We start from the raw sequence: 15,115 nt of genomic DNA, 5'->3' as shown, positions 1-15,115 counted from the left end.
CCCAAATGCCCGCAACGCCTTTTGACAGCCTGCACCTTTCTGCCCTTTTCACAACCGGCGACACGGGCCGTTTGTTTTCCGACAGCGCCGAAATTCGCGCCATGATGCTGGTGCATGGATCGCTGGCTCTTGCGCAGGCCGATGCTGGGGTGATCCCGATGGAAAGCGCCAAAGCCATACAGCGGGCCAGTTTAGAATTGCAGATCGATCCCGCAGGGCTGGCTGCGTCTTGCGGACAGAACGGCGTCACAGTGCCCGGTTTGGTCGATTCCTTTCGCAAGAACCTTCAGGCCCCTGAACACGGCCAATACCTTCACTGGGGAGCTACATCGCAAGACATCCAAGACACCGGATTGATGCTGCGGATGAAGCGCGCCCTTGGTCAGATGCAAGACAACCTGCGCGCCATTCTCGCGGCTTTGGCGGCTCTGGCCGACCAGCATGCCGAAACCCCGATGGCCGCGCGCAGTTATGGACAACACGCCACGCCAACCAGCTTTGGTGCGATGGTTGCCAGCTGGGGATGGCCGCTGCTGGACGCCTTGCAAGCCGTTCCCGATCTGCGCCGTGATACCTTGCTTGTGTCTTTGGCTGGTGCGTCCGGCACGGCATCCGAACTCGGGCCGGATCCCGCGGCGCTGCGGGCTGCATTGGCTGAAAAGCTTGGCCTTGGGGATCCGGGTCGCAGCTGGCACAGCGACCGCACCCCGATTTTGAAACAAGCCGACTGGATGACACGCGTCAGCATGGCCCTCGGCAAACTCGGAGAGGACCTGATCCTTGCCACCCAATCCGGCCAATCAGAAATCACTTTGGGCGGCGCGGGCGGATCCTCCACCATGCCGCAAAAGCAAAATCCGGTTGGCCCGTCGGCTCTGGTTGCTTTGGCACGCCATGTCCAAGGATTGAACGCAACCTTGCAGGGCGCTGGGTTGCACCGCCAGCAGCGCGATGGCGCTGCCTGGTTCACGGAATGGCTGACCTTTCCGCAATTGGTACAGAGCACCGCTTCAGCCCTGACACATGGCAAAACCTTGGCCGAGGGAATGCACCCCAATACCGATGCTATGCAGCGGGCACTGGACAACACCGGCGGGTTAATTTTGGCCGAAGCCCTAAGCTTTGCTCTGGCTGCGAAAATGCCCCGCCCTCAGGCCCAAGCCGCAGCCAAAGCGCTGTGTCTTGAAGCGCGCGAAAAAGGGCTGCCACTGGCTGATCTAAGCCGGGCTGCCCATCCCGACCTGCCCGCGGATCTTTTTGAAATGGAGCGGCAAATGGGCATTGCCCCGGATGAGGCCCGAAATTTCGCCGCCGCCGTAAGGGCCCTTTGACCTGATGCCATTGCCCGTCGTCTTTGTGCTGATAACCGTAATGATCGACACTGTCGGCGTTGGGCTGATCATGCCCGTCATGCCCGATCTGATCGAAGAGGTCACCGGCGGTTCTTTGGCGGATGCCGCTCTGTGGGGCGGGGTTTTGACAGCGGCTTTTGCGGTTATGCAGTTTTTGTTTGCTCCGCTGCTCGGCAGTCTGTCAGACCGGTTTGGCCGGCGCCCTGTTTTGTTGGTCTCTTTGGCGGTCATGGCTCTGGACTATGTGTTGATGGCTTTCGCCGGAGCCATCTGGTTGCTGCTTGTCGGCCGCATTATTGGAGGCATAACTGCGGCGACCCATGCCGCAGCCTCGGCCACAATGGCCGACCTGTCCGAACCGGGCAAGGAAGCCGAAGGTTTTGGTCTTGTGTCGGCCGCCGTCGGAGTTGGCTTTATCGCCGGTCCGCTGATCGGCGGGGCATTGGGCGAATTTGGCACCCGCGCGCCATTTTGGGCAGCGGCGGTGCTGGCCACAGCCAACGGGATCTTTGGCTGGTTTGTGCTGCGCGAAACCGTCACCGACGACATCCGCCGCAAATTTGACTGGCGCCGCGCCAACCCCTTTGGCTCCTTTTATACGTTGTCTAAACTGCCGGGAATTGGCAAAGGGCTGATCGGCTTTTTCTGCTATCAATTCAGCTTTACCGTTTATCCCGCTGTTTGGGCATACTTCGCCAAAGCCCGCTTTGATTGGGATGCCGGTATGATCGGCCTGTCTTTGGCCCTGTTCGGAGTGTCTATGGTTTTGGTGCAAGGCGTATTGATCCGCAGCATTCTTGCCCGTTTCGGCAATCGCGGTACGGCTTTTCTAGGGCTGGTATTTTCCGCAATCGGGTTTGGCGCGCTGTCCGTGGTCACCTCAGGCACAGTCGTCTTGATCCTGACGCCACTTGCCGCATTGGGCGCGATCTTTTCGCCCGCGGTGCAAGGGATGATGTCAACCAAATTGGGGCCAGAACGCCAAGGTGAATTGCAAGGCATACTTGGCTCGATCACAGCTGTGGCCATGGCGATCGCACCGCTGCTTATGGGCGGAATATTTGCATATTTCGCAGCCACGGACACCAGTTACTACTTTCCCGGTGCACCCTTTGTCTTGTCTTTGGGGTTGACGCTCTTCGCTCTCGCGATGTTTTTGATGCCTGCGTCCCGACGTCAAAAGTCATAAACGACACATATCGACGTTTTTACGCTTGCTCCTTGATGGCGGGCCGAACAGGTTACCCCTAACAGGAGAGACATATGACCAAGATCAAAGCCGCCGTATGCACCGAATTTGGTGCCCCTCTGCAGATTGAAGAGCTGCATTTGCGCGCGCCCCAAGACGGCGAAGTTGAGGTCACGCTGGAAGCCGTTGCTATTTGCCATTCCGACATTTCATTCGCCGATGGAGGCTGGGGCGGCGATCTACCTGCTGTTTACGGCCATGAGGCGGCGGGCCGCGTCACAGGCCTTGGGGCTGGTGTCAAAAATCTCAAACACGGGGACCGCGTGGTTGTCACCTTGATCCGCGCCTGCGGCACCTGCGCAAATTGCGCCACCGGCAAGCCGACGATTTGCGAAACCCCTTCTGCCGGTTCCCCGATCACCCGCGCGGATGGCACCGAAGTCGTTCAGGCGATGAATTGCGGGGCCTTTGCGGAAAAAGTCGTCGTCGATCAAACGCAGGTCGTCGCGTTACCAGACAGCATGCCTGCCGAATCCGTGGCGCTGATGGCCTGCGGCGTGATCACCGGAATTGGTGCCGTCATCAATGCAGGCCGCCTGCGGGCAGGCGAAGACGTGGTTGTCATTGGCGCTGGCGGCGTTGGTCTGAACGCAATCCAAGGCGCAAAAATTGCTGGGGCACGGCGCATTGTCGCCGTCGACATGAGCGAAGAAAAGCTGGAAATCGCCAAAGAGTTCGGCGCAACGCATGGTGTTTTGGCCAACGGCAAAGCCCCTTGGCGCGATGCATTCAAAGCGCTGGGGCGCGGGGCCGATCTGGTGGCTGTGACCGTTGGCGCAATCCCCGCCTATGACAGTGCGATGCGCTATCTGGGTTATGGCGGGCGCATGGTTATGGTCGGCATGCCCCATACTGGCGCAATGGCGCAATATGAACCCGTCGTCCCAGCCTTTATGGGCCAGCATATGATCGGGTCAAAAATGGGCGACGTCGTTATTTCACGCGATATCCCATGGATGGCGGACCTGTACCAGCAAGGGCGTTTAAAGCTGGATGAACTGGTCTCTGGCCGCTGGACACTTGAACAAATCAACGAAGCGATTGCCGATACGAAAACCGGTGGTGCGCGTCGAAACGTCATTTTATTTTAATCACTTGCCTGCCGGGATGCACCACAATGAAACTACGTGATCTTGACATAATCGTCACTGCACCGCCTGCCCCCGGCTGGGGCGGTCGCTATTGGATATTGGTGAAACTCACAACTGATGACGGGATCACCGGTTGGGGCGAATGCTATGCTTCCTCCATCGGGCCCGAAGCGATGCGCGCCGTGATTTCGGACGTGTTTGAGCGGTATTTCGACGGCGAAAACCCAGAGAATATCGAACGCATGTTCCGCCGCACCTATAGCTCGGGCTTTACTCAACGCCCTGATTTGACGGTTATGGGTGCATTTTCAGGTCTTGAAATTGCGTGTTGGGACATTTTGGGCAAGGCTCGTGGCCGTCCCGTCTGGGCGCTGCTGGGCGGCATGATGAATGAACGGGTGCGGGCCTACACCTATCTGTATCCGATGGCTGAACACCCCTTGCCCGAGTTCTGGGGCAACGCCGATATGGCAGCAGAGGCGGCGCTTGACTGCGTGTCACGTGGCTATACGGCCGTCAAATTCGACCCTGCTGGCCCTTATACAATGCGCGGCGGCCATCAGCCCGCGATGTCTGACATCAGCCAGTCTGTTGCCTTTTGCAAAGCCATCCGCGACGCTGTTGGCGACAAGGCTGACCTGCTGTTCGGCACCCATGGGCAATTCAACACCTCAGGCGCAATCCGGTTGGGGCAAGCCATTGAGCCCTATAACCCCCTGTGGTTCGAAGAGCCGGTTCCGCCGGATAATCTGCTGGAATATGAACAGGTTGCACGGGCCGTTCGCATTCCAATTGCCACGGGTGAACGTCTCAGCACCCGTAGTGAATTTTCAGCGCTTTTGCGCACAGGTGGAGCCAAAATCTTGCAGCCAGCGCTTGGCCGCGCAGGCGGCATTTGGGAGTCCCGCAAAATTGCGTCGCTTGCCGAAAGCTTTAACGCCGAGGTCGCACCGCATCTTTATGCCGGGCCTGTGGAATGGGCTGCCAATATCCAACTCGGGGTTGCGATACCCAACCTGTTGATGGCTGAAACCATCGAAACCCCGTTCCATGACGCCCTGATCAAAAGTACCCTTCGTGTCGAAGACGGTTTTGTCACAGCGCCCCAAGAACCCGGTTTGGGAATTGAGGTCGACGAAGCCCTGGCCCGCGCCCACCCCTACACCGGCAATGGGCTACACTTGCAAATGCAAGATGCGCCTTGCGACTATGCGAATGGGAATCTCTTTGAGGGGGGTGCCCCCTCGGTTCACCCAAGCGATTGAAATGTAAATAAAAACGCAATCTCGCATTTTCCAGACAGCACTGGTATTGTCTGCGCAAACAGACAGTGGAATTTTGAACAGTGAACCAAATGCCCAAGCCACCTGCCCCGCCCGAGGAAATGGCCAACAACGCACGCCACGCTGCGGTGTTTCTAAAGACCTTGGCGCATGAAGGGCGATTGATGATCCTGTGCCATTTGGGATCCGGCGAAAAGTCAGTTGGCGAGTTAGAATCGCTTCTGGAGATCCGTCAGGCGGCGGTCAGTCAAATGCTGGCCCGCCTGCGCGAAGAAGGTTTGGTGGCAACCCGCCGCGATGGCAAGACGATTTACTATAGTCTTGCCAACGAAGACACGAGCCGCGTGATTGCCCTGCTGTATGACATTTTCTGCGCAGGTACGGATGAAGGCTAAGCCGGTTTTTTCTGGCCCGGATCTTTGTGGGTTAAGCGCCTGCGACATTGTCGGTATGTTGCAGCGCAAGGACGTTTCCCCAGCCGAGTTGGTGCAGGCAAGCGCAAAGCGGATCGACCAAACATCCCCCGGCATCAATGCCATGGTCACCGTTTGCCAAGATCGCGCCATGGCTGCGGCAGCACAGGCCAGCCCAGTCAGTCTGTTGGCAGGCCTTCCGATCGGGATCAAGGACTTAACGCCGGTCGCAGATGTGCGCACCACTTATGGCACTCAAGGTCTGTCCGACTTTGTTCCCACCGTATCCGACCCGATTGTCACGCGGCTGGAACAGCGCGGCGCGGTGGTTATGGGCAAAACCAACACCCCGGAAATGGGCGCAGGTGCCAACACCTTTAACAGTGTTTTTGGCAGGACCCGAAACCCATGGGATACGCGGATGAACGCCGGCGGGTCTTCTGGCGGAGCGGCGGCAGGACTGGCAACCGGTGAAGTCTGGCTCAGCCAAGGCTCCGATCTGGGTGGCAGCCTACGCACCCCAGCCAGTTTTTGCGGCATCGTCGGTTTACGGCCCTCGCCCGGCGTAGCAGGCGGCGGGCCATCGGCGCAGGGGTTTGACCCTATGCCGGTCGAAGGCCCGATGGCGCGCACTGTCGAAGACTGCGCCTTGATGCTTGATGCCATGTCGGGGTTTGATCCGACTTGGCCACTCTCTTATCCCGCGCCGGATCAAACCTATTTGCATACCTGCCGAATGGACGCCGGTGACATCCGCGTGGCCTTTTCCCCGGATTTGGGTGGCCTTGCCCCCGTCACCGCCGAAATTACCGGCATTCTCGGCAGTGCCTTGTCGAAAATTTCGACGCCGTCCTTTGATGTTGTCGAAGAATCGCCGGACGTGCCGACCTTTGAAGCCTGTTTCCGCACCCTGCGGGCCTTTGGGTTTTGGACCGGTGCGCGAAACACGCCAAAGCGGATCACCCAGCACTATAAGCCCACTTTGCAGCAGAACATTGCAGAGGGTCGGGCGCTGGAAATGGATCAGGTGGCCGAGGCCATGGGGCGCCGTTCGCGGCTCTATGACAGCATGCGTCAATTCCTGACCCGATTTGAAGTCTTGGCCTGTCCGGTGAACGGTATCGCCCCGCTCCGCGCTGAAATTGAATATCCGCCCGATGTGAATGGTGTGCCGTGCGAAGATTATCTGGACTGGTTGCGGTTTTCGATGCTGGCCACGGTTTGCGGTCTGCCCGCGCTGTCGCTTCCGGTTGGGTTCACGGACCAAGGGCTGCCGGTTGGCATACAGTTGATTGGCCGCCCCCGCGGGGAAGGCCGGTTGTTACAAGTCGCCCGCGCGATGGAGCAAGCCTTGGCGCTCTCCTCCTCGCCGATCGACCCGATCGTACGGCACCTGTAGCAGGCGGGCCTGCCTATCAGGCAGCCCATTCCCAAGGCCGGACAAAGGCCCCGAGCACCTTGCTGACTGCGGCCTCATCCGCGCAATTCGCCTCTAATTGCGCCACAAGCCCGCGCTTTTTGTCATCTTGAACCGACACAACGCGGGCAGGGCAATCCGCCGCCTCAAGCGCCGCATTGTAGATTCGGGTAATCGCATGTTTGCGCAAGTCCGGTTTGAAAATCTTGCCAACTGCAGTTTTGGGCAATTCATCAAGAATCGTCAGATGCTTGGGGCGTGCGGCCCTTTCGTGCACATGCTTTTTGGCATGTTCCATCAGTTCGGCTTCGCTCGCCTCGCCGCCGTCAACCAGTTCGACAAAGACGCAGGGCAATTCACCCGCATGGGCATCAGGTTGACCAATCGCACCGGCAAAAGCCACGGCCGGATGAGACAGCATCGCCTCTTCGATCTCGGCCGGATCGATGTTGTGTCCGCCGCGGATAATCAAGTCCTTGGCGCGGCCTGTGATCCACAGATAATCGTCTTCGTCCAAACGGCCCAGATCGCCTGTGCGCAAGAATGTCCCATAGTGGAAAAGGTCTTTGTTCTTATCGACTTCGGTATAGGTTGATCCGGCATAAACCCCCGGATTGGACACGCAGATTTCTCCGATCTCATCGGCCGCGCATTCCACCGGTTCGCCATTCACCGTCTTGAGGATTTTCACCTTGTTATATGGCAGGGGGATTCCGACCGAGCCGATTTTTTTCAGCCCGTCCGGCGGGTTGACCGATACAAGGCAGGTGGCTTCGGTCAGTCCATAGCCTTCGCAAATTCTAACACCGCATGTGTCTTCGAACCGTTTAAACAGTTCCATCGGCATCGGGGCCGACCCTGAAAAGGCTGTTTTAACCGATGAAATATCGGCATCCACGGGGCGCTGCATCAAAGCAGACACAGCTGTTGGCACAGTGATGATAAAGCTGATCTTCCAACGCTCGCACAACTTCCAAAAATTGTCGAACACGCCTTCGCCGCGATACCCTTGGGGGGTTGGGAACACCACATGCGCGCCCGAATGGATCGCTGCCATCATGATGACATGCACCGCAAAGACATGGAACAGCGGCAGCGGACACATGATGTTGTCTTTTTCATCGAACAGCAGCGTCGCGCCCAACCAGCCGTTGTAGTGCATACCCGAATACAAATGCTGCGCCACTTTTGGCATCCCGGTGGTGCCGCCAGTGTGGAAAAAGGCTGCGATCCGGTCCTCTGTGCTGTCTTCGAAATCCAAAGTGGTGTTTTGCTTGGCGACTTCCTTGGTAAAGTTCAACACGTCGACATGGGTATTGCCGTCGTTTTTGGGGCGGATCAGCGGTACAATCCACGACTTGGGAGGTGTCAGATACCGGTTCAAATCGATCTCGACCACCGTATGCACATGCGGAGCATGGCGCACAGCCTCAGCAACCTTTTGCGCAATATCCGCCTTTGGGAAGGCCTTGAGTGTCACCACAACTTTGGCGTCGACTTCGCGCAGGATCGAAGCGATCTGCTCCGGTTCCAGCAAGGGGTTGATGGGGTTAACGATCCCGGCCACAGCGCCGCCAAGCATCGCATAGAGTGTTTCGGTGCAATTGGGCAGCACAAAGGCCACCACATCCGTTTCGCCTATGCCCAGCTTGCGCAGCATATTGGCGGTTTGAGCAACCCTATCCCGCAGATGCGACCAGCTGACGGTTTCTGCCTTGTCAGACGGGCCGGACAGCAACTGATAACTCGCGGCCGGACGATCGGGAAACTTGTCAGCCGTCCGGCAAAGCTGCCCGAACAGACTGACCGGAATATCCCGATCCGCCCAAGGCATTTGCTGTTCCATAGTATTTCTGTCGTCCACGCCTGCATAAGTCATGATCGCCCACCTCCCCTAAACTCGCTTGTTGCATTGTTAAAATAATATAGGCACCGCGCAAGTGTTCTGGACGTTGGGGCATGATGACTATGACGCTGCGTTTTCATGGCGCAGGTGACAAGACGCAGCTCACATGGCACTATGCCGCCCATGGACCATCCCTTGATTGATCTAATAAATGCGCGGATTGCCAAGGCCGAGGCCGAGGGTGATTTCGACAATCTCACCGGCACGGGCCAACCGTTGCCGCAATGCGATGATCCTGCAAACGCCGTGATGAACCGGATTCTCAAGGACAATGGTGCCGTGCCTGAATTTGTATCGCTCAGTCGTGAATTATCGCGCCTGCGCGGCGAATTGCTGGAAACCGGGGATAGAACCGAACGCAAGCGTTTGATTGCAGACATGTCGATGCTAGAAGCCCGGATCGAGATTTCCCGCAAACGCGGTTAATCCGCCCCCACGGACCAGCGCTGTGCAGCACCGGCCAGACGGGTCCCGAAACTGTTGGCCGTCAGCGCATCCTGCGGCGTGATAAGCTCTGATTTGTCTCGCGATGATGTTGCCATCAGGCCCAGCCAACTGCCATCGGTATTCAGTCCCTCGGCTTTGGGAAAGACCGGCGCGCCGATACTGGTTTGCCCCACCCAGATCATCCCCATCTGAGCCGCGTAAACCGACATCCGCATCAAGGCCGACAGTTTATCTCCGGACGGATGCGTGGCGACAGTAAATCCAGCGGCCATTTTGTCGGCCCATACCATGTCTTGCCAACGCGATGACGCTTCTTCCAGAAAAACGTCGAATTGCGCTGCGGTTGAGCCCATATAGGTCGGTGCGCCAAAAACAATCAGCGTCGCCGCATCCAACGCGGCCCAATCCGCGTCAGTTATCGCAGCGACGTCGATCAACCGCGCGCTCCCCGCGCCAGACCCGATGTGCGCTGCCAAACGTGCGGTGTGGCCAGAGCCTGAGAAATAGGGAATGCAGATCAAAGGGGTATTCGCTTGCGTCATCCCCGCAGACTGGGCGATTGTGGCCCAAGTCACAAGAGCAGAGAAGCCCCATGGTCTCGGTCAAAGAGCAATACGAAGCCTACCCCTATCCCGAACGCGATCCCAAGGATGAGGCCAAGCGGTTGATCACCGGATCGCCGTCCAATCCATTGGAACTGGATCACTTCTTGTTTGGCGGTCAGCGCGACTGGTCTCAGCCCTTGCGGGTGCTGGTTGCAGGCGGCGGCACCGGCGACGGGCTGATCCAACTGGCGCAAATCCTCACATCCGCTGGTGCGCCCTATGAAATAACCTATGTCGATTTATCAACAGCATCCCGCGCAGTGGCGGAAGCACGGGCTCGGGCGCGCGGATTGACCGGAATCCGATTTGAAACCGGAAGCCTGCTGGATGCGCCAGACTACGGCGAATTTGACTATATCGACAGCTGCGGCGTGCTGCACCACCTGCCCGACCCCAGCGCCGGTTTTGCGGCCTTGCGCGCTGCGCTGGCCCCCGGCGGCGGCTTTGGGTTTATGGTCTATGCCCCCTATGGCCGCTCAGGCGTTTATCCGTTGCAAGAAGGTTTTGGCACCTTGCTAGAAGGGCTACCCCCCAAAGAGCGCTTGGCAACGGCGCGAAAAATTGTAGACGCATTGCCCCAAGGTCATCCGTTCAAAAACAACCCCAACCTCACGGATCATCAAACCAGCGACGCCGGTTTTTATGACCTTTTGCTTCATGGACAAGACCGAGCCTATGACGTGCCGGATTTGCTGGACGTGCTAGATCAAACCGATTGGCAACTTCAAAGCTTTTGCACGCCCGCCCTTTATGATCTGAATCGCATCACCCCGCGCCCGGCGGATATGACGGATGCTGCAGCCATGTCCGTGGCAGAAAAGCTGACCGGCACAATCAGGCTTCATGTCGGCTATGCCCTGCCCAAAGGCGCGGACCGCAAAATCGCCAAAGGCAGCAATCGCGCCTTGATCCCGCATTTGCGAGGCGTGCAACCTGCCGCTTTGGCCAAGGCCGTCGCCGCCGGAAAACCCCTGCCAATTGGTGCCGATGGCGTGAAAGTCCAAGCGCGGCTGCCCAAAACCGCCGCCCCGCTAATTGCTGGCATCAACGGCCAGCGTAGCCTTGCCCAGATTGCCAAAGCCAACCGGATGGATGCGCTTAGCTTTGGTATGGCTTGGACACCGGTCGAAACGCTGCTGTGCGGCTGGGGTATGATGCTATATTCTTCACTTTTGGCCCGTCGGTGACGGCATGTGCGGCCGTTTTGCCATAACCCTGCCTCATGAGGCGATGGCGCACTTGTTTAACGCCGCACCGGCCAATGACCTGCCCGATGTGCCGAATTTCAACACCTGTCCGACCACGCAGATCCATGTGGTGCAATCCGGGGAGCGCCGTTTGCTTCGCCCCATGCGCTGGGGGTTTATTCCGCAGTGGTATGACAAACCAAACGGTGGGCCGTTGCTGATCAATGCCCGGGCGGAAACCATCGCGGAAAAACCCGCCTTTCGGGAGGCGTGCCGGTCCAGACGCTGTTTGATTCCCTGCACCGGCTTTTATGAATGGACCAAAGATCCAGACGGCAACCGTCTGCCTTGGTACATCACCCGCACGGACGGGCAGCCTATGGTTTTTGCGGGTGTTTGGCAGAACTGGGGGACAGGATCAGATCAGATGCGAACCTGCGCCATGGTGACCGTTGGTGCCAATGCCTGGATGCAAAAAATCCACCACCGAATGCCAGTTATCTTGGAGCCGGAGACATGGGGGAAATGGCTCGGTGAAGAGGGCTTTGGCGCAGCAACTTTGATGCAGCCATCAAACGATGACATTTTGCACTGTCACCGCGTTTCAACAAAGGTAAATTCCAACCGTGCCAACGGACCCGACCTGATAAAACAAATTCACGCAGGTTGACTGTTGACCTTACCGCAGCGCTGTCTTACATCCGTCTTCGCTGCGGGTATGGTGAAATGGTATCATAAGAGCCTTCCAAGCTTAAGGCGCGGGTTCGATTCCCGCTACCCGCTCCAACTTCCTCTTTCGTTTTATGATACCTGTCCGTCGTGCCCTCTGCGCGCCGGGACGCTTACCAAATTTTGGGAAGCCCCTATTGGCAACGGCGATCATCGGAACGACGCCGCCGCAGAGCCTTTGTTAAAATGCCACAGTAATCGGAATACCGCTCAGCATGTCACTTAAATGGATTCCGCGTGAGCGCGCAGAAAAGTTCGAACTGTTGTTCAAAGCCGTCCCCAAAAGTTCGACGACTTCAGGTGAACCCGCAAACTTGGAGTGCGTGCCGGAAGACGAATCATCGACATCCGTCAGGTCAATGGCAAACACGCCCAATTCGGCCAGCTCTTCCGCATTAGAGGCCCCTACCCGCGGAACACCGCCCGCAACCCGGCGCGAAAAACTGAGCGCTTTATCGTCTTCGGACATCAGGACATACAGACGATCCTTGATCGCATCCAATGCAGCAATCTGCGATCGGAACAAATCCATATCGATATCAGGTGACGCTAAAATGACATTGCGTAACCTGCTTGCATCGTCCAGTTCGCCGCGTTGCGCCAGATCTACCATGCCTTCCATGACCAAAAGACTGCCCATAGAATGCGCGAAGACATCGTATCCTTCGGCAATTGTTTGATCCAGTATTTTACCGATTTCAATGGCTTGGGGACGCGCAATCAGGGCACTGTTCATGTCATAAACGTAGCGCGTCACATTGGCTGCCGACGCCCAGTCAAACAGCACCGGCACCCCTTGAAAGTCACTGTCCTGAACGAATTGCGCAAGACGCAGGACGGCATCACTGGTGGTATTATTATACCCGTGCACAAAGAATAAAATATCTCTCTCGCCTCTTGGCCGCTTGGCCAATTCGGCATTCACGGCCGCGACAAAGGCCCCATTGCTGTCGAAACGAACCGGATCTACAACGGCATATTCGGTTCTTGGATCTGGTGGCAAAACCTTGGGACGGTTCAATTCTCCGACAATATGAGTCGGAGGAATAGACACTTGGACCGATGCCAAGCCTAAACTTGGTGCGCGATCTTCAGAAAAGAAAACGCCTGCGGTCTCCGTTGGTTGCCGCGTCGACGCCAAAAAGATTTTATGTTTGGTCGCCGTCGCAACCGAGGCAACCGGGATCTCCGGGTTGTCGATACCGATCAAGTCCGGATCACGTGCGCAAGCCGCAAGCAAGACGATCGCGCAAATCGACAGGGATTTGACAAAACCCGTCACGACAACGTTTCGTGAAATAATTGCGGTCACGTGATCGACCTCCCCTACGGTTAAAAACTGATGCGATCTGGGGAATCTTTCCCGTACACGTTCCCCGCATTGGGAGGAACAGCCCCCATGTTGTCAAGGCTTGGCCCCTTGTTTTTGCCCCCATCGGCTTGGTTGCCAGTTGCGCAGGCAAGACGAAAGAGAAGGCCTATGACCCAAAGCTATGCTAGAGAAAACCGGACCTAAGGCGTGTTCTCGGAACATAATATTGCTGGAATGTCGGTGCCCGCGTCAACTGAACGCTTGACCCGCGCTGCACACATGGCAAAACCGCAAGACGCTAAGATAAAGGAAGCACAATGGCCCGCGGCACCTCTATGACCTCTGCCGAAGCAGATCGCGAGAAATCCAAAAGCCTTGGATCGCTCCGCGCTCTGTGGCCCTATATGCGCCCCTATCGCGGCCAAATGATCGCCGCCCTCTTGGCATTGATGACCACCGCTACGCTATCGCTACTCCTGCCATTGGCCGTCCGCCGGGTGGTCGACAATTTTAGCGTCGAAGATGGCGCATTGCTTGACCAGTATTTTGGCGCAGCTTTGGCCATCGCCGCCGCCTTGGCCGTTGGCACTGCGCTGCGTTATGCGCTGGTGACGCGGTTTGGCGAACGCGTGGTCGCCGATATTCGCAAGGCAGTGTTTGACAAGGTGATCGGCCTGTCGCCGTCGTTCTTCGAAAAAACCATGACCGGCGAAGTGCTCAGCCGCATCACCACCGACACAACGCTTATTCTATCGGTCATCGGATCATCGGTATCTGTCGCATTGCGCAATGTTTTGATGTTCATTGGCGGCATGGGTTTGATGCTCATCACGTCGCCCAAGTTGACCGGCCTCGTTTTGCTGATTGTGCCATTAGTGGTCGTACCCATCATGGTATTGGGGCGCAGGCTGCGCAAACTGAGCCGCGAAAACCAAGACTGGATCGCAGAAAGTTCGGGCAATGCATCCGAAGCCCTCAGCGCGGTGCAAACAGTCCAGGCCTACACACATGAAACCCGTTCACGCGCCCTCTTTTCTGACATGACCGAGAAAAGCTTTGCTTCGGCTCAAAGCCGGATTTGGACACGGTCCGTTATGACTGCGATTGTTATCTTTTTGGTTTTTACCGGCGTTGTCGGCGTGCTTTGGATCGGGGCGTGGGATGTGCGCGCGGGCGGCATGACCGCTGGGACGTTGGTCCAGTTTGTGATCTTGTCAGTCCTCGTCGCGGGTGCCGTCGGCTCTTTGTCCGAAGTGTTCGGCGAATTGCAACGCGCCGCTGGTGCAACAGAGCGATTGGTTGAATTGCTGCAAGCCGAAGACACCGTCCAAGACCCTGCCATACCCAAGACCCTTAGCAGCCCCGTCAGAGGCGAGATCGTTTTTGACAATGTTGAGTTCTCATATCCGTCACGTCCCGATGTCTCGACCTTGTCCAATGTGTCCCTGACCATCGCGCCAGGGGAAACGGTTGCGCTTGTTGGCCCGTCTGGTGCTGGCAAAACAACAATCGTTCAAATGATCCAGCGCTTTTATGACCCCTTGTCGGGCTGCGTGACACTGGATGGCATCCCATTGACCGATATGGCCCGCGCTGATTTCCGCAGTCACATCGCACTTGTCCCGCAAGAGCCGATGATTTTTGCCACCTCCGCGCGCGAGAACATCCGGTTTGGACGCCCAGACGCATCAGACGCCGAAGTCGAAGCCGCCGCTAAGGCTGCCGCCGCCCATGACTTCCTCTCTGATCTGACTGACGGATATGACACATGGCTCGGCGAACGCGGAGTGATGCTCTCAGGCGGTCAAAAGCAACGTGTGGCGATTGCCCGCGCGATCTTGCGCGACGCCCCGGTCCTGCTCTTGGACGAGGCAACATCGGCGCTGGATGCAGCCAGTGAACGCGCGGTTCAATCCGCAGTCGATACCTTGTCGCAAAACCGCACAACCGTGATTGTTGCCCACCGCTTGGCTACGGTGAAAAAGGCTGACCGCATTGTTGTCATGGATCATGGCCGTATCGCGGCGATGGGCACTCACGACGATCTGGTGGCTCAAGGCGGGCTTTACGCACAGCTTGCCAAAATGCAGTTCACGGACGGCTGAACATGTGACCGATGGGACG

The 15,115-nt window shown here is 57.4% G+C and carries 13 protein-coding genes and 1 tRNA gene; 11 read left to right on the top strand and 3 right to left on the bottom strand.

The window, feature by feature from the left end; genetic code table 11:
• Positions 1-5: 5 nt before the first annotated feature.
• The 6 genes from C8N36_RS03580 to C8N36_RS03555 all read left to right on the top strand — a co-directional run bounded on the left by C8N36_RS03580 (position 6) and on the right by C8N36_RS03555 (position 6,787).
• Positions 6-1,331: a lyase family protein gene (locus C8N36_RS03580; RefSeq protein WP_097803250.1), complete on the top strand. Its 1,326-nt coding sequence runs from the start codon at positions 6-8 to the stop codon at positions 1,329-1,331.
• 4 nt (positions 1,332-1,335) lie between these two features.
• Positions 1,336-2,541 (top strand): TCR/Tet family MFS transporter, encoded by a 1,206-nt coding sequence (locus C8N36_RS03575; RefSeq protein WP_097803249.1) that lies wholly within the window; start codon positions 1,336-1,338, stop codon positions 2,539-2,541.
• A gap of 74 nt (positions 2,542-2,615) precedes the next feature.
• Entirely contained in the window at positions 2,616-3,692 is a 1,077-nt protein-coding gene (locus C8N36_RS03570; protein ID WP_097803248.1) for a zinc-binding dehydrogenase, read from the top strand.
• A 26-nt stretch (positions 3,693-3,718) separates the two neighbouring features.
• On the top strand, positions 3,719-4,957 hold the full coding sequence (locus C8N36_RS03565; protein WP_097803247.1) for a mandelate racemase/muconate lactonizing enzyme family protein: 1,239 nt from the start codon (positions 3,719-3,721) through the stop codon (positions 4,955-4,957).
• 89 nt (positions 4,958-5,046) lie between these two features.
• Entirely contained in the window at positions 5,047-5,370 is a 324-nt protein-coding gene (locus C8N36_RS03560) for an ArsR/SmtB family transcription factor (RefSeq protein WP_245910712.1), read from the top strand.
• The gene (locus C8N36_RS03555) at positions 5,360-6,787 is read left to right on the top strand and encodes an amidase (RefSeq protein WP_097803246.1); all 1,428 of its coding nucleotides are present in this window, start codon (positions 5,360-5,362) and stop codon (positions 6,785-6,787) included. The genes C8N36_RS03560 and C8N36_RS03555 overlap by 11 nt, the downstream gene beginning before the upstream one ends.
• 16 nt (positions 6,788-6,803) lie before the next feature.
• On the opposite strand, the gene C8N36_RS03550 is transcribed toward C8N36_RS03555, so the two are convergent.
• Positions 6,804-8,684 (bottom strand): acyl-CoA synthetase, encoded by a 1,881-nt coding sequence (locus C8N36_RS03550; protein ID WP_097803245.1) that lies wholly within the window; start codon positions 8,682-8,684, stop codon positions 6,804-6,806.
• A 150-nt stretch (positions 8,685-8,834) separates the two neighbouring features.
• Between C8N36_RS03550 and C8N36_RS03545 the strand changes: the two genes are divergently transcribed.
• A complete protein-coding gene (locus tag C8N36_RS03545) occupies positions 8,835-9,137 on the top strand; it encodes a DnaJ family domain-containing protein (RefSeq protein ID WP_097803402.1) in 303 nt (100 codons plus the stop codon).
• On the opposite strand, the gene C8N36_RS03540 is transcribed toward C8N36_RS03545, so the two are convergent.
• Complete coding sequence (locus C8N36_RS03540) at positions 9,134-9,700, bottom strand: flavodoxin family protein (protein ID WP_245910711.1); 567 nt, start codon at positions 9,698-9,700, stop codon at positions 9,134-9,136. The two genes, C8N36_RS03545 and C8N36_RS03540, sit on opposite strands and share 4 nt — an antisense overlap.
• 50 nt (positions 9,701-9,750) lie before the next feature.
• On the opposite strand from C8N36_RS03540, the gene C8N36_RS03535 reads away from it, so the two are divergent.
• From C8N36_RS03535 to C8N36_RS03525, 3 genes are all read left to right on the top strand, one after another.
• Complete coding sequence (locus tag C8N36_RS03535) at positions 9,751-10,950, top strand: class I SAM-dependent methyltransferase (RefSeq protein WP_097803244.1); 1,200 nt, start codon at positions 9,751-9,753, stop codon at positions 10,948-10,950.
• Positions 10,951-10,954: 4 nt separating this feature from the next.
• The gene (locus C8N36_RS03530; RefSeq protein WP_097803243.1) at positions 10,955-11,620 is read left to right on the top strand and encodes an SOS response-associated peptidase; all 666 of its coding nucleotides are present in this window, start codon (positions 10,955-10,957) and stop codon (positions 11,618-11,620) included.
• A 42-nt stretch (positions 11,621-11,662) separates the two neighbouring features.
• A tRNA-Gly gene (locus C8N36_RS03525) sits at positions 11,663-11,736 on the top strand.
• Between the two features lie 124 nt (positions 11,737-11,860).
• On the opposite strand, the gene C8N36_RS03520 is transcribed toward C8N36_RS03525, so the two are convergent.
• Positions 11,861-12,991, bottom strand: a complete 1,131-nt coding sequence (locus C8N36_RS03520; protein ID WP_097803242.1) for an alpha/beta hydrolase — start codon at positions 12,989-12,991, stop codon at positions 11,861-11,863.
• A gap of 317 nt (positions 12,992-13,308) precedes the next feature.
• Here C8N36_RS03520 and C8N36_RS03515 point away from each other — a divergent pair, with 317 nt between their 5' ends.
• A complete protein-coding gene (locus tag C8N36_RS03515; protein ID WP_097803241.1) occupies positions 13,309-15,096 on the top strand; it encodes an ABC transporter transmembrane domain-containing protein in 1,788 nt (595 codons plus the stop codon).
• Positions 15,097-15,115: the final 19 nt, after the last annotated feature.

The sequence above is a fragment of the Pelagimonas varians genome (assembly GCF_003208435.1).
In the GTDB taxonomy this organism is placed as follows: Bacteria; Pseudomonadota; Alphaproteobacteria; order Rhodobacterales; family Rhodobacteraceae; genus Pelagimonas; species Pelagimonas varians.
Note: the sequence above shows the minus strand (reverse complement) of the source record. Positions and strands in the feature narration are given on the sequence as shown.

Excerpts from the sequence above, each read along its gene's own strand:
- C8N36_RS03580 (WP_097803250.1), top strand. The coding sequence starts at position 6 with ATGCCCGCAACGCCTTTTGACAGCCTGCACCTTTCTGCCCTTTTCACA.
- C8N36_RS03575 (WP_097803249.1), top strand. The coding sequence starts at position 1,336 with ATGCCATTGCCCGTCGTCTTTGTGCTGATAACCGTAATGATCGACACT.
- C8N36_RS03570 (WP_097803248.1), top strand. The coding sequence starts at position 2,616 with ATGACCAAGATCAAAGCCGCCGTATGCACCGAATTTGGTGCCCCTCTG.
- C8N36_RS03565 (WP_097803247.1), top strand. The coding sequence starts at position 3,719 with ATGAAACTACGTGATCTTGACATAATCGTCACTGCACCGCCTGCCCCC.
- C8N36_RS03560 (WP_245910712.1), top strand. The coding sequence starts at position 5,047 with ATGCCCAAGCCACCTGCCCCGCCCGAGGAAATGGCCAACAACGCACGC.
- C8N36_RS03555 (WP_097803246.1), top strand. The coding sequence starts at position 5,360 with ATGAAGGCTAAGCCGGTTTTTTCTGGCCCGGATCTTTGTGGGTTAAGC.
- C8N36_RS03550 (WP_097803245.1), bottom strand. The coding sequence starts at position 8,684 with ATGACTTATGCAGGCGTGGACGACAGAAATACTATGGAACAGCAAATG.
- C8N36_RS03545 (WP_097803402.1), top strand. The coding sequence starts at position 8,835 with ATGGACCATCCCTTGATTGATCTAATAAATGCGCGGATTGCCAAGGCC.
- C8N36_RS03540 (WP_245910711.1), bottom strand. The coding sequence starts at position 9,700 with ATGACGCAAGCGAATACCCCTTTGATCTGCATTCCCTATTTCTCAGGC.
- C8N36_RS03535 (WP_097803244.1), top strand. The coding sequence starts at position 9,751 with ATGGTCTCGGTCAAAGAGCAATACGAAGCCTACCCCTATCCCGAACGC.
- C8N36_RS03530 (WP_097803243.1), top strand. The coding sequence starts at position 10,955 with ATGTGCGGCCGTTTTGCCATAACCCTGCCTCATGAGGCGATGGCGCAC.
- C8N36_RS03515 (WP_097803241.1), top strand. The coding sequence starts at position 13,309 with ATGGCCCGCGGCACCTCTATGACCTCTGCCGAAGCAGATCGCGAGAAA.